The organism is Gilliamella sp. Bif1-4 (assembly GCF_001690535.1).
Taxonomy (GTDB): Bacteria; Pseudomonadota; Gammaproteobacteria; order Enterobacterales; family Orbaceae; genus Gilliamella; species Gilliamella bombi.
On the sequence record NZ_LZHC01000047.1, the window covers coordinates 65,978 to 80,782 of the forward strand.

General features: G+C 34.5%; 14 protein-coding genes. 6 read left to right on the top strand and 8 right to left on the bottom strand.

The features are described 5' to 3' along the window. Positions 1 to 4: 4 nt before the first annotated feature. From dnaA to A9G25_RS07265, 4 genes are all read right to left on the bottom strand, one after another. On the bottom strand, positions 5 to 1,363 hold the full coding sequence (gene dnaA / locus A9G25_RS07250) for a chromosomal replication initiator protein DnaA (RefSeq protein WP_065626366.1): 1,359 nt from the start codon (positions 1,361 to 1,363) through the stop codon (positions 5 to 7). 166 nt (positions 1,364 to 1,529) lie between these two features. Next, positions 1,530 to 2,621 (bottom strand): porin OmpA, encoded by a 1,092-nt coding sequence (gene ompA, locus A9G25_RS07255; RefSeq protein ID WP_065626367.1) that lies wholly within the window; start codon positions 2,619 to 2,621, stop codon positions 1,530 to 1,532. A gap of 194 nt (positions 2,622 to 2,815) precedes the next feature. Then, positions 2,816 to 3,724 (bottom strand): recombination-associated protein RdgC, encoded by a 909-nt coding sequence (locus A9G25_RS07260; RefSeq protein WP_065626368.1) that lies wholly within the window; start codon positions 3,722 to 3,724, stop codon positions 2,816 to 2,818. A gap of 116 nt (positions 3,725 to 3,840) precedes the next feature. Next, positions 3,841 to 4,590 (bottom strand): MipA/OmpV family protein, encoded by a 750-nt coding sequence (locus A9G25_RS07265; RefSeq protein ID WP_065626369.1) that lies wholly within the window; start codon positions 4,588 to 4,590, stop codon positions 3,841 to 3,843. 180 nt (positions 4,591 to 4,770) lie between these two features. On the opposite strand from A9G25_RS07265, the gene A9G25_RS07270 reads away from it, so the two are divergent. The 3 genes from A9G25_RS07270 to A9G25_RS07280 all read left to right on the top strand — a co-directional run bounded on the left by A9G25_RS07270 (position 4,771) and on the right by A9G25_RS07280 (position 8,173). Beyond that, entirely contained in the window at positions 4,771 to 6,180 is a 1,410-nt protein-coding gene (locus A9G25_RS07270; protein ID WP_141675044.1) for an aspartate aminotransferase family protein, read from the top strand. Between the two features lie 74 nt (positions 6,181 to 6,254). Further along, the gene (locus tag A9G25_RS07275; protein WP_065626404.1) at positions 6,255 to 7,304 is read left to right on the top strand and encodes a GNAT family N-acetyltransferase; all 1,050 of its coding nucleotides are present in this window, start codon (positions 6,255 to 6,257) and stop codon (positions 7,302 to 7,304) included. Beyond that, positions 7,301 to 8,173 carry an arginase family protein gene (locus A9G25_RS07280; protein ID WP_065626370.1) on the top strand — a complete coding sequence of 291 codons (873 nt, stop codon included), beginning with the start codon at positions 7,301 to 7,303 and terminating at the stop codon, positions 8,171 to 8,173. The genes A9G25_RS07275 and A9G25_RS07280 overlap by 4 nt, the downstream gene beginning before the upstream one ends. 98 nt (positions 8,174 to 8,271) lie before the next feature. On the opposite strand, the gene A9G25_RS07285 is transcribed toward A9G25_RS07280, so the two are convergent. The 4 genes from A9G25_RS07285 to A9G25_RS07300 are packed head-to-tail and all read right to left on the bottom strand — an operon-like array spanning position 8,272 to position 10,581. Beyond that, a complete protein-coding gene (locus tag A9G25_RS07285) occupies positions 8,272 to 8,649 on the bottom strand; it encodes a DMT family transporter (RefSeq protein ID WP_065626371.1) in 378 nt (125 codons plus the stop codon). Between the two features lies 1 nt (position 8,650). Beyond that, entirely contained in the window at positions 8,651 to 9,007 is a 357-nt protein-coding gene (locus A9G25_RS07290; RefSeq protein ID WP_065626372.1) for an EamA family transporter, read from the bottom strand. Next, on the bottom strand, positions 9,007 to 9,840 hold the full coding sequence (locus tag A9G25_RS07295) for an alpha/beta hydrolase (RefSeq protein WP_065626373.1): 834 nt from the start codon (positions 9,838 to 9,840) through the stop codon (positions 9,007 to 9,009). The genes A9G25_RS07290 and A9G25_RS07295 overlap by 1 nt, the downstream gene beginning before the upstream one ends. A 12-nt stretch (positions 9,841 to 9,852) precedes the next feature. Beyond that, positions 9,853 to 10,581 carry an MtnX-like HAD-IB family phosphatase gene (locus tag A9G25_RS07300; protein ID WP_065626374.1) on the bottom strand — a complete coding sequence of 243 codons (729 nt, stop codon included), beginning with the start codon at positions 10,579 to 10,581 and terminating at the stop codon, positions 9,853 to 9,855. A gap of 159 nt (positions 10,582 to 10,740) precedes the next feature. Between A9G25_RS07300 and A9G25_RS07305 the strand changes: the two genes are divergently transcribed. The 3 genes from A9G25_RS07305 (at position 10,741) to glnS (ending at position 14,747) form a co-directional block, all read left to right on the top strand. Continuing rightward, positions 10,741 to 11,469, top strand: coding sequence for a winged helix-turn-helix domain-containing protein (locus tag A9G25_RS07305; protein WP_065626375.1), 729 nt, complete (start codon positions 10,741 to 10,743; stop codon positions 11,467 to 11,469). Further along, entirely contained in the window at positions 11,466 to 12,809 is a 1,344-nt protein-coding gene (locus tag A9G25_RS07310) for an ATP-binding protein (RefSeq protein ID WP_065626376.1), read from the top strand. The genes A9G25_RS07305 and A9G25_RS07310 overlap by 4 nt, the downstream gene beginning before the upstream one ends. A gap of 261 nt (positions 12,810 to 13,070) precedes the next feature. Then, on the top strand, positions 13,071 to 14,747 hold the full coding sequence (gene glnS, locus A9G25_RS07315) for a glutamine--tRNA ligase (RefSeq protein ID WP_065626377.1): 1,677 nt from the start codon (positions 13,071 to 13,073) through the stop codon (positions 14,745 to 14,747). Positions 14,748 to 14,805: the final 58 nt, after the last annotated feature.

Consider the following 14,805-nt stretch of genomic DNA (forward strand, 5'->3'; position numbering starts at 1 on the left):
CTTTTTAAGTTGATAATGTTCGAATTAAATTGGAGTAATCTTCTTTAATGTTATTACTTTCTTCTTTTAACTCTGCAATCTTTCTACATGCATGTAATACAGTCGTGTGATCTCTTCCACCAAAGCCGTCACCGATTTCAGGTAGGCTTTTATTTGTGAGCTCTTTGGCAAGCGCCATTGCTACTTGCCGTGGTCTTGCCACAGAACGAGAACGACGTTTAGAAAGTAAATCTGATACTTTAATTTTATAATATTCGGCAACTGTCTTTTGTATATTTTCAATGGTGACAAGTTTTTCTTGTAAAGCGAGTAAATCTTTTAAGGCATCTTTAACAAAATCAATGGTAATAGCCTTACCAGTAAAATTAGCATTAGCGATAACCCGATTAAGTGCGCCTTCTAATTCACGAACATTAGAGCGTAATCGTTTAGCAATAAAAAAAGCGACTTCTTCAGGTAATTTAATATGATTTTCCTCGGCTTTTTTCATTAAAATTGCAACCCGTGTTTCTAGTTCTGGTGGCTCAATTGCAATGGTTAGTCCCCAACCAAAACGTGATTTTAGTCGGTCTTCAACGCCATTAATTTCTTTAGGATAGCGATCTGACGTTAAAATAATTTGTTGATTACCTTCTAGTAAAGAGTTAAAGGTGTGGAAAAATTCTTCTTGAGATCGCTCTTTATTTGCAAAAAATTGAATGTCATCGATAAGTAAAGCATCAACAGAACGGTAGTAATTTTTAAATTCTTCGATAGCGTTATTTTGTAGTGCTTTGACCATGTCTTGCACAAAGCGCTCGGAATGCATGTAAACAACTTTGGCGTTGGCTTTTTTTGCCATTATTTGATTGCCAACTGCATGTAATAAATGCGTTTTACCTAAACCTGTGGAACCATATAAGAATAGTGGATTATATGCTTTTCCTGGATTTTCAGCCACTTGTTTTGCAGCAGCAACAGCAAGTTGGTTTGATTTACCCTCAACAAAACTATTAAAAGTGTGCTTATGGTTAATACCTGAATGATACACATGATTATTATTGTTTTCTTTTGTTGTTTTCCATGCAGGAACAACTTCTGCTTTCTTTTGGTTACTTTGTTCTTTTTTATCTGCGGATACGGTTGAACCAACTTCAAGAAATAATTTTAGAGAATCGTCATTAATTAGTTTATTTAATAGTTGAGAAATAGTAGTTAAATATTTATTTCTTACCCAATCTAGGACAAATCTATTGGGTGCATAGATATAGAGTTTATTATCAACCATTTCCGCTTGCAACGGGCGAATCCATAAGTTGAATTCTGTTGTGGGGATTTCTTCTTGTAATTGAGAAAGGCAATCTTGCCAAATAGCGGTAGGCACGGCAACTCCTTTAACTTTGCTTACTAACAATATCGTAATGTATTATAATCTTTTTTGTGGATAATTTGTAGATCTAAGGTAATATTTAATTTAGTTGTTAACAATAAAAATAAGAAAAAACCCGGCTTTTAACCGGGTCTTAATGAAGAATCTAAATAACAAAAAATTAATTTGTTTCATTAGTTACTTGAACTTCTTTCTCGTTAAGTGCTTTAACTTCAATTTCAACACGACGATCTGGAGCTAAACAAGCTTTTAAGCTAGCACCACGAAGAGCATTACATTTTGTACCAGTAACTGGTTGAGATTTACCCACACCACGAGCGCTAATTAGGTTAGAAGGAACACCTTTAGCAATTAAATATTTCATTACTGAGTTAGCACGTTGTTCTGATAGTTTTTGGTTATAACTAACTGAACCGATACGGTCAGTATGACCAATTACTACGATAGCGCTTTCAGTTGGGTTAAGTTTAACAAGATTTGTTAGTAAGCTGTCTAATGCTTGGCGTCCTTCCTCTTTTAAGTCAGCTTTCGCATAAGCAAATAGTACATCTTCATTTAATACATAACGGTTTACTTCAGTTTTTAATTCAACTGGTGCTGGAGTAGCTGGCGAACCTAAACGGTAAGTAATACCTAAGCTTACAGTACCTGCATCTGGAGTTGCTTTGCTTTTAGTATGAATATGTTGAACGTATTGATACTCTAGACGAGTAGAGAAGTCTTCGTCTAAACGATAGTCAAGACCTAATGCATACACAGGAGATACATCAGTTTTGGTACCACCATGACCGTGTTCTTCTCTAGTGTCACCACTATTTTTCCATTTAGCAATAGTAACCATACCTCCAGCACGACCATAAATATCTAGATCGCCAATGATAGGGTAGCTTAATTTACCAGTTAATGAAACGCCTTGCGCTGAAAGTTTACTATTACCCGCTTTAGTTTTATCATCAGTCCAAGTTCTTTTATATTTAGCAGAACCTAACCAATCATAACCTAATTCAAATGCTAAATATGGGTTTGCTTGGAAACCAAGGAAAGCACCACCAGCAACATTGCTACGGTTTGAAGTTTTAATACCAACTTCATCTTTATCAAAGCCACGAACTTTATGTGCATCTAATCGATAAAGTTCTGACCAACCTAACTTAGCACCTGTATAAAAAGTGTTGTCTTCGTATGCCGCATTAGCCGCAGTAGCTGTTAAACTTGCAACTGCGATTGCTAGAGCTAGAGTAGTTTTTTTCATTTTATTGCCTCAACTTAAATGTTGTTATAGACGTTGTTTAGTTTCTTTGTTGTTTAAAATTTACTTTAAATAAAAAGAACAATTATTTATTGTTATATAATTATGTTACCCATAATCTGTTGCCTAGTATAGCATAGATAATAGGCAAATCTATAGTTATTGCTGTTACAACAAAAAATATTTAAATAATTTTATCAAATAATTTTGTTAATTGTTATGTAAAAGTCATTAATAGCATTTGCTAATGCATTAGCCATAATAAAGAAGTCGGCTTCTAATTTTTTATCAAATTCATCTGAACCGATATCTTCGTTTTCATCCAAAATAACAGAATCGAACTTAATTCTTTTAAATGTCAGGTCGCTATTAACAATAAAGCTAACACCTCTTTCATCAATAATTTTAATTTTAGTGATCCATTTCCCTGAATCGAAATGGACACGCATTTCATCACTGGTGATTTCTTGATTTTTACAGCTAATAATTCCATTTCCTTCAAGAGGATCTTTAAGTTCGGCTTGATCGCCTAATAAAAATGGTGGGAATTTTAGGTTTTCCTTAGCCCATGTGGTCATAACCTGTTCAAGTGGTTTATCAATCGATAAAGGGGTTAAAGCAAGTGAGCCAAGCTCTTTACGTAAAATCGCTAAGATATCTTCTGATTGTTTAAAGCTACTGCAGTCAACAATAATGCGTTTATTATGCGTATCTAACCATAACCAATAATGATTATATTTACTAAAAGCCCTTGGCATTAGATCAATCATAACTTCATCTTTTAAAGTCGCTTTTTCGTTTTTAGTTAGTTTTCTGCTTAGTGCTTGTTCTTGTCTATCGATTTTTTCTAATAAAGCTTGTTTTATTACGGGGGCTGGTAATATTTTAGTTTCTTTTTTGATCCGTAATAATAAATGCCCTTGCATGTCAACTATAAAATCATCTTGATTATTATCATTATAAGGTGAAACCCAGCCCATCTTTGTGGTATCTAAATTACCACATGGAGTAAAAGGGTGAGACTTTAGCGCTTTTTCTATTGCATCTTTATTAAGTAACGTGTCGCTATTAAGTTGGTAAATTATGGCATTTTTAAACCAAAGCATACTTTTCTATTTCCTGCATTTTTTGTGATAAAGGTTTATCATTGTTTAAATGAGTAACAGCTTATAGAGAATAATAAGCTGTCATTATTTGGTTATTAAATATAAATGTATATTTATCAGAAGTTATAAGATACACCCATATAAATCGAGGTTACCGTGCTATTGTCCACCATTGGACTATCTGCCGCATCACCAGTTAACTTGTCAATATGAACACCACCAAATGTCGCAATATTTTGGGTTAATGAATATTGTGCAGCTATTTCAGCATAAGGTGTCAATGACGCATTAGCATTAAAGTATCGTAATCCTGAACGAGAGGTTTCTTTATGTGAAACACCATAATAATAATCGTTGTGCTTATTATTAGCCCAATTTATACCAATGCTGGGTGCAACAATCAAATTGCTTTGCATATAGGGAACTGTATAATCAGCATTTACTAAAATACTATTACTTTCATTTAATACATCAGTTCCTACACTACTAGAAAAACTTCCCCAATAGGTATCGATGGAATACTCGATTTCTGCAAGTAATGTTGAATGGCGGCTATCAAGTAGCCTTAATTGGTGGTTATCTGAATTATGTGGCTTAAATTCGTTAGATAAATAACGTGTGCTAATAGACACGCTTTGATTGTCTTGATTATAAGCATAAATACCAGCTGACAGGTCATCGATAAAAAATAGACCATTATCATAATCAATATGAGGAATAGGGTAATAATTAGCACTATAACTTTTATACGGTGAATTAGCCCAACCAATACCAACCCCGATAGAGGTAGAATCAGCTAATGCAATTTGGGTAGCTCCTAAAGTTATTATTGATAAAATAGAAAGTGTACAAAATGTTTTTTTCATTTTTCATACCCATATATAAAAGGTGATCACCTGTCGTTATTTATACTAATTTTATATCTTATCGATAGTTAGTTTTATTGTCACACAATCTATACACTAATTGTACATTGTAACAAACAAATTTCCTTAATAATAATGCCACATTTTACCATGTTTGAATATCAATTAGTGAGACAACTTATGAGTAAACCAACTTTAGAAATGATTAATAGTCGCCCTGATGATGCTACTTTGTTAGCAGATGAGGCAAAATATTGTTCTTTCGGTGATACTGTGCATTATGTAGAACCACCAAAAATTTTTGATGGTTGTGAAGGTAGTTATATGTATGACAAAGAAGGCAAAGCTTTCCTTGATCTACAAATGTGGTATTCTGCATGTAACTTCGGTTATGCCAATGAACGTTTAAACAATATTCTTAAAAAGCAAATTGATACCTTACCACAATGTGCTAGCCAATATTTACACCCAACTAAAATTGAATTAGCTAAAACTATTGCTCAAGGTATGGAAAAGCGATTTGGTTATGAAGGGCGAGTACATTTCAATGTAGGTGGTTCACAGTGTATTGAAGACTCTTTAAAAGTTGTGCGTAATGCTACTGGTGGTAAATCATTAATGTTCGCTTTTCAAGGTGGATACCATGGTCGAACTTTAGGTGCTTCATCAATTACATCAAGTTATCGTTATCGTCGTCGCTATGGTCATTTTGGTGATCGTGCGATGTTTGTTCCATTTCCATATCCTTTCCGTCGTCCAAAAGGTATGACAGCAGAAGAATATGGCGAACATTTAGTTGCAGAGTTTGCACGTTTATTTGAAACTGAATACCATGGTGTTTGGGATCCAAAAGTTGGGCAAGCCGAATATGCAGCGTTTTATGCTGAACCTTTACAAGCTACGGGTGGTTATATTGTTCCTCCTCGTAATTACTTTAAAGGTCTTAAAAAAGTTTTAGATCAGTATGGTATTTTATTGGTGGTTGATGAAATTCAAATGGGCTTTTATCGTACTGGTAAACTTTGGTCAATTGAACACTTTGATGTTAAACCTGATGTTGTGGTTTTTGCTAAAGCATTAACTAATGGTCTTAATCCACTAGGTGGTTTATGGGCGCGTGAAGAGTTAATCAATCCACAAGTATTTCCAGTTGGCTCAACTCACTCAACTTTTGCATCAAATCCATTAGGTACAGCTGTTGGTCTTGAAGTATTAAAGATGACTTCTGAAACAGATTACGAAAAAATGGTAATGGATAGTGGTTCTTATTTCCTTGAAGGTTTAAAAACACTTGAGAAGAAACATAAAGAAATTGGTGAAGTTGATGGTTTAGGCTTGGCTCTTCGTGCAGAAATTTGTACAGAGGATGGTTTTACAGCTAATAAAGCCTTAGTTGACAAAATGGTTGATATTGGTATGTCAGGTGATCTTGATTGGAAAGGAACCAAAATGGGCTTAGTGCTTGATATTGGTGGTTACTATAAAAATGTGATTACTTTTGCACCATCATTACACATTTCTCGTCAGGAAATTGATCAAGGTATTGAGCTTCTAGATCAGTTAATTACCCGAGCGAAAAAAGAACTTTAATCATTCACTTTAAATCCCCCGCCAATATCTATTGGCGGGTTTGCGTGTTACAGCCAATCATATATTTGAACTTTATGAAATACATCAATCAGTTAGAACCTAATGAATTAATAGACAATTTTCTAGAGCATCCCCCACAAGATTTTTCAGCCTGGCTTAGTGAAGATGGTGTGCCTGTTTTTTCTGCCAAGTTTGATCTTCTTACTACTGCAGATGATGATTTCAGACATAAAATTCAAAAACTGCCTTTTTACCATAAATGGCAGCGCTATTTACAACCCAATACTTGTTTTGTTGGCGCAACTGTTTCGGAATATGCGTTACTAAATGATAAAGTGGATGCTAATCAATTAGCACAACATCTAAAAACGGCTTATGCGAAGCAATATCCTTTTTTGATTGTTAAAGATATACCTGTCGCATCGCCTTTACTGAGCAAAAAAGAAAATGATTATTCAATGCATCTTATTTCGTCATTAAAAAAACAAGGTTTTATTGAAGTTGAAGGGCAAGCATTGGCTTGGCTACCGATTGATTTTGCTAATATGGATGAAATTTTTTCACGATTTTCTTATAGCCGACGTAAAAATTTTAGACGAAAACTAAAATCACGCGAAAAATTAGTGATTAATATGTTGCATAGTGGTGATGATTGTTTTTTTAATGATACTGTTCTAGATGATTATTATCAATTGTACCTTAATGTTTATCAGCAAAGCGAAATCCATTTTGATTTATTGACTAAACCTTTTTTTACCCAGCTATTACAAAATAAAACCCAAAATGCACATATTTTGACTTATTATCATGATGATAAATTGGTTGGGTATAATATTTGTTTTGTAGTTAATAATATGCTAGTTGATAAATATATTGGCATGGTTTATCCGCAGGCAAGGGAACTTAATCTCTATTTTGTAAGTTGGTTTGTTAACCTTGAATATGCTTTGCAGCAAGGTTTTAGTCACTACATTGCAGGTTGGACTGATCCCGAAGTAAAAGCTTCGTTAGGTGCAAAATTCACTTTTACTAAACATCTTGTCTATATTCGTAACCCATTATTAAGAACCGTATTGCGTAGATTCATTGGTCATTTTGAAAGTGACAAGGAGAAAGTAACATGACATGTCCTATTATTCTCAATTTTGATAAAAGTGTTGGTGAGATTTGTCATGCTAAAACAATTGATTTTACCCAATGGCAAGATGCGATTCGTTTTGGTTGTACTAAGAAAAAATTTAATCAATTTAAAGGCGTGTTACAGCAATTTTTACCCGAAAATCATGGCACGGTATTAATGGGCAGCGGTGATTATCACCATATTTCATTATTATTGATTGAAAATCTAGCTAAACAATACTCTGCCGAGAATCCAATTCAAGTCGTGATTTTTGATAATCATCCAGACAATATGCGATATTTGTTTGGTATTCATTGTGGTTCATGGGTTAGTTATGTGGCAAGTTTGCCTTTTGTTAGTCATGTACATGTACTAGGCATTACGTCTCATGATATTGGGCTTTCTCATTTTTGGGAAAATAGATGGTCAGCGCTTTTTCATAAAAAGTTGACTTATTGGAGCTTGGATGTCAATGTTGCATGGGCCAAAAAAATTGGTTTAGGGCACGCTTTTCGACATTTTGCAACAACAGATGATCTTATTGCGAGCTTTTTATCAGAGCAGTATCACAGTGCACAACCCGTTTACTTATCGATTGATAAAGATGCATTGAGCGAAGATATAATTCATACCAATTGGGATCAAGGTAAGCTACAAACATATCATATTCTTGATACTATATCATCAATAAAACCTAGAATTATTGGTAGTGATATTACTGGGGAGCTATCTATATGGCAACCATCAAGTTGGTTCAAACGTTTACTCAGTTCGCTCGATGAACAACCTACGATATCACCAGATAACCTTATTAATTGGCAACAAGAGCAACATCAGCTTAATTTGACGTTATTAAAGGCATTAGCGGTATAAATTGTGTAAAAAAGTTTCAGGAAAATAGGTGCTTAAGTATAAAAATAACCTACTTCCCTTGCTATGATTGGAACTTAACCTTGAAGATTGTTTGACTCTTATTTAGATAATTTACTTTCTGCTAACGCTAAAAAGAGAATGCCTGAAACAATTAATATTGTGCCAATTAACTTGAATAATGTAATTGGTTCGTGAAATAGCCAAATTGAAACTATCATAACAGTTACAACTTCAAAGTGAGATGCCGCAAAAGCAGGGCCTACAGGGGCTTTTTTTAGTAACGTCATCCAAGTAAAAAAAGTTAAAATATACCCAGCTATTGAGATATAAATCCATGGATTAGTAAACACACGAATTAGCCAATTAACGCTCATTGCTAATGGTTCTGCTTGTATTGCGGTTAATTTAAAACTACACTGCGCAATGGTGTCAAAAAATAGTAATACGGTAAATCCAATTATATAAAATCTCGCCATATTAAGACATTCCTACAAAAATAACGCCTGCGGTGATTAATAGCATGCCAATTAAGCGATAAATGGTTAGTAATTCCTTAAAAATTACTCGACCTACTAGCATGATAGTAATGATATTAAATGAAGCAAGTAATACGCCTTGTGAAAGCGGTACTAAGGTCAAAAAAGCTAACCATAATAAAAATTCAGCAACGTAAGATATAACGCCAACCCAAATCCACTTATTTTTCGATAAATCTAACCAATAATACCAGCCATCACGATTATTGGGTGCGATGGCAGCAAATTTAAAAGCGACTTGCCCCAGTGTATCAAAACAGATATTACTAATCCAAAGTATAATAACTAATGGTGACATTATGCTTTTATTCCTTGTGCGATATTATCAAAGAACGATGCACACTCTTTGATCACTTCACGGCGTTGGCTGTCAATAGTAATTAAATGATAACTATCATTTAAGACCACCAATTTTGTTGAGCCTGATACCGATTTTTCAACCAATTTGGCATTAGTTTCTATATTGGCGATATCATCGTTACCAGAATGCATAATTAAACAGGGTGAAGTCACCTGCGGTAATTGTTTACGCATAGTTTTTGCCAGTAACTGCATTTCGGCAAGTGCAGGGAATGGATTGCCAGCAAGCCCTGCCGTTGCGGCATCACCGCTTAGCATACTTTCAGAAACCACTGCTCGAATACGTTCATCTTTAAGTCCATAAGGTGGTTTTTCTATGAAAACTTTTTTTTGAAAAATACCCAATTTTTTAAAATAGACTAATAAGAAAAAAAGTTTTTTTGCCCAAAATGGCATACTCCAACCATCATAGCAAAATGTGGGTGCTAAAACACCAACCCCTTTTATTTGTTCAGGTCTATCGGCAGCAAGTTTTAGTGCCAGTAGTGCGCCCATTGATAATCCAGCAACAAAAACATTATCTACATGCTGTGCTAAATAATTAGTTCCATCTTGTACGCTTTTATACCAATCTTGCCATGTTGTTTTACACAGATCTTCTTCAGTACCACAATGCCCTGCTAATTGGATTGCATAAACAGTAAATCCAGCTTTATTTAAACCATTAGCTAAAATCCGCATTTCATTAGGTGTACCAGTTAAACCATGAATCAAAAGCACGCCATTTTTGTTACCTGGTAAAAAGTAAGATAAATCTTGAATTGTACTCATTAATATTCCTTATTATTTTACCATCATGACGGGGATAACAGCATGTTGCGCCTGTTTTAATGCCGAGGTTACATCTGCAAAACTAGTAATCTTACAATGTTCAATTTTATTTTTTTCACAATAATTAACTAGCTTGTCTTTGGCAAAAACGAAATCAACATTATGTGATACGCAATAGTCTGATGTACCGTCGCCAACATATAATATCTGCGTAAAGTGCTGTTGTTTTTTTACATGATTACATTTGCAATTTCCACTTTGCTTGATACAGCCTTTATTGGCATAAGGAAACTCAAGGCGCCAACTGCGTGCATTATTATGCATTAATTTATTAGCAAAAATCGGTAAATGTTCAATACCATGACGTTTTAAAATAAACTCAATGGCATAATCTAAACCGTCGCTGACCACATGAACGGGAATATTGTTTTGTTCAGTATAATGAATAAAAGATTTAAAATTCTGGTCTATTTTAATTTGTGATAAGACTTGATTAAGCTCATTTAAGCTTGCATCCATTAATGCAATTTGTTTACTCATACATTCTTGGGAGCCAATTTTGCCATTAACCCACAATTCTTCAAGTTCATCACAACCATTTTGACCAAAGTGGCTTAGTAAAGTATCGGTGACATCTTTAACACTAATCGTACCGTCAAAATCACACAAAATAATTGGCGTGTGATTTTGTGGATAAGATGGATGAAAAAGATGGTTCGCTATTGATGAAAAAGTGTTCATTTCGATAAAAAATAGTCTATTTATAGATATTGGCGTAAATTTTCTCATAGAGTGGTAATAAACTTTGTAGCCTCTTTGTATATATTTTGTAACGGGGAAAGAATTATCTGTATAATGAGGTATCCCCTAGGTACAAGCTACAGTAATTGAGAACAGTTAATGAGTGAACGTATATTAATTATTGAAGATGATCAGCGCTTAGCCAATTTAATTCAAGTTTATCTAATTCGGCAAGGATATCTTGTTGAATGGCATAATAGTGGCGAAGGGGCAGAAGAAAAGATTCAACAACTTAATCCTGATCTGGTTATTTTAGATGTGATGTTACCTGTAAAAACAGGTTTTGATATTTGTCGAGATATTCGTACATGGTTTAGTAATTTTATACTGATCATGACAGCAAGCGAAGATAATATTGATGAAATTGTTGGGCTTGAATTGGGAGCGGATGATTATTTGGCAAAACCTGTTGAACCCAGATTATTACTAGCTAGAATACGAGCTTTATTACGACGGAAACAGATAGAAACCGATAAAGACAATACGAAAGAATTTGTTTTACCACAGAATAATAAAACTTTAATATTTGATAATCTAGTCATAGACGGTGAAAACCGAAAAGTACTTTTGCACGAGCAAGAAATTGATTTAACGACTGCAGAATTCGATCTGCTATGGCTGCTTGCTTATAATGCTGGGACAATTCTTTCTCGAGATGATATTTTTTCTCAAGTAAGAGGGATCGATTTTGATGGTAGTGATCGTTCTATTGATGCTCGTGTTTCAAGACTTCGTCGTAAATTACTTGATGACCCAGATAATCCATCTCGCATCAAAACAGTGCGAGGAAAGGGCTATTTATTTATGCGAGAAGGAGAAAATTATTGAGTCAATTATTAGCCAAGCCGCTATTTTTTAATCGCCGTATTGTATTTTATCTAGTTATTTTACTCTTATTGCAAAGTATTATTGCTTATGGCGCTTTATTGGTTTTTGATTCATTACCTTCATCATTAACCGATATGCCAGATGATCATATTGTGTTTCGTGAATCTCAACGAGGTACGGTAAATCTGATTCGTATGCAAATTAAAGAACATAAAGATCGTCCCCTTCAAGAAGTGGTTAATGAATTGCAACCTTATTTTGGCTACCCTATCGAAGTGTTACCAATTAATACACCGTTACCTAATACTGTACTTAACGAGTTAAAAAAACTTGGTTTTTCTTATGATGGTGATAATGAGATTGTTTATATAGATTTAAAAGATGGTAATTTGCTTCAATTAGGTCCGATTGTAATGCGGGATATTTTGGCATCCAATACCATGTCGTTGACCATCTTTCTTGTTATTTGGGCTTTGTTTAGCGCTATTGTTTTTTTTATTTTAATTTATATGGCTTTTAGTGCTGTATGGAAGGATCTAGTTAATATCAGACAAACCGCCGAGCAGTTAGGACAAGGTAATTTAAAAGCCCGAACCGAAAATGTTAAAGGTTGGTTATTTAAACCGCTAGCGAATGTCTTAAATAATATGGGAACGCATATTGAACATCTAGTTGGTACCAATCAAACCATATCTCATGCGATGGCTCATGAATTACGTACACCATTAGCAAGAATGCGATTTGAACTTAGTATGCTTGAAGAGTCAGCCGATGAAAAAGAAAGGTTATTGCTACAAAAAGGCATGGGTGATGATATTAATGAGCTTGAAACATTAATTAATGCAAGCTTGAATTATTTTAAAATGCAGCAAAGCAATATTGATCTAAACTTCACGAGAGTATCGCTAAAAGAGTGGGGTGAAAAAGTTTGCCAGTCCTTAACATTATTTAAACCCAAAGACTTTGAACTAACTTGTAATAGCCAAGATGTATACGTAATGATTGATACTAATTTAGTTGAAACCATAGTTAAAAATTTGTTACTAAATGCGTTTAAATATGCAGCACATAAAGCAGTTTTGAATATCACAAGACAAGAAAATCGAGTCATCCTTGAAATTGATGATGATGGTGCAGGCATTCCCTTTGATGCACGTGAAAAGATTTTTATGCCTTTTGCCAGACTCGATACGAGTCGAACGCGATCAACCGGTGGTTATGGACTCGGTTTAGCTTACGTAAAATTAATGGCAGAGTTTCATAATGGTAAAGCCTTTGTTGTCACTAGCCCACTAGGTGGAGCAAGATTTGTGGTTTTGTTAAAATCAGGTGATGAATAAAAATAATTAGTTGTATTTTTTAGCAAAAGCTTTTTTGTAGACTGTTTATTTTATTTAATTTTTTATTTTCTATCTTTTTGCGAAAGAATAAGTTTTTTTGTTAAAAACAGCAAGGTTTAGTTAAAGACTAATTTTGTCGATGCGAATCGCTTGTTTTCCATTTCAGAAATAAGAAAAATTTGTTATATTCGTCACATAATAAGCAATAATATAGCAAATATTCTCAATTTGTTATTAATAAAGATATCATCAGAGGTTTTTATGAGCGGTTCATTACCGAGCGAGACAAATAATCGTCCATCTAATTTTATTCGTCAAATTATTGATGCTGATTTAGCAGCAGGAAAATATAAAACAACGCACACACGTTTTCCGCCAGAGCCTAATGGTTATTTACATATTGGTCATGCTAAATCAATATGTTTAAATTTTGGTATTGCACAAGATTATAAGGGTAAATGTAATTTACGTTTTGACGATACCAATCCTGTTAAGGAAGATATAGAGTATGTTGATTCGATTAAAGAAGATGTCCGTTGGTTAGGATTTGAATGGGATGACGAAATTTGTTACTCATCTGACTATTTTGAGCAATTATATGAATATGCTATTGAGCTAATCAATAAAGGACTTGCTTATGTTGACGAACTTTCAGCTGATGAAATCCGTGAATATCGAGGGACACTTACTCAGCCGGGTAAAAATAGCCCTTATCGTGATCGTAGCATCGATGAAAATTTAGCGCTTTTTATCCAAATGAAAGAAGGCAAATTTGCCGAAGGAAAAGCATGTCTACGTGCTAAAATTGACATGGCATCACCATTTATTGTGATGCGTGATCCAGTGTTATATCGTATTAAATTTGCAGAACACCACCAAACAGGCAATAAATGGTGTATTTATCCAATGTACGATTTCACCCACTGTATTTCAGATGCGATCGAAAATATTACCCATTCACTTTGTACGCTTGAATTCCAAGACAATCGTCGTTTATATGATTGGATATTAGATAATATTACAATCGAGGCACGACCTCATCAGTATGAATTTTCAAGATTAAATCTTGAATACGCGATTACTTCAAAACGTAAATTAAATTTATTAGTGTCAGAAAAAATTGTTGATGGCTGGGACGACCCACGCATGCCAACCATATCGGGACTGCGTCGCCGTGGTTACACACCAGCTTCGATCCGTGAATTTTGCCGTCGAATTGGAGTGACAAAACAAGAAAATACCGTAGAAATGAGTACTCTTGAGTTTTGTATTCGCGAAGATCTTAACGAAAATGCGCCTCGTGCTATGGCAGTGCTTGATCCAGTTAAAGTTGTCATTGAAAACTTTTCGGATACTATTGATGAAGTGCTTAGTATGCCAAATCATCCAAATCGTCCTGAGCTGGGTCATCGAGAAGTTACTTTTACTCGTGAAATCTATATTGATCGTGCGGATTTTAGAGAAGAAGCTAACAAAAATTACAAACGTTTAGTATTAGGTAAAGAAGTGCGATTGCGTAATGCTTATGTGATTCGAGCGGATCGAGTAGAAAAAGATGCCGAAGGCAATATTCAAACTATTTATTGTAGCTATGATTCAGCAACCTTAAATAAAAACCCTGAAGATGGTCGTAAAATCAAAGGTGTGATTCATTGGGTTTCAGCGAAATTTGCAAAACCAGCCGAAATTCGCCTATATGATCGTCTATTTAATACGCCAAATCCAGGTGTAGCCGAGGACTTTTTATCAACAATTAATCCTACTTCGTTAGTGATTAAGCAAGGTCTTGTTGAACCAAGTTTACAAAAAGCTAAAGCGGGGCAAGCTTATCAATTTGAACGAGAAGGTTATTTCTGTTTAGATTATAAGTTTGCAACTGAAGATAAGTTAGTGTTTAACCGAACCGTAGGGTTAAGGGATAACTGGAACGAAGCGTAATTTAACATGCTACAATTCACCGACTTAAGTTTAAGTCGGTGAATGAACGACATTTCAA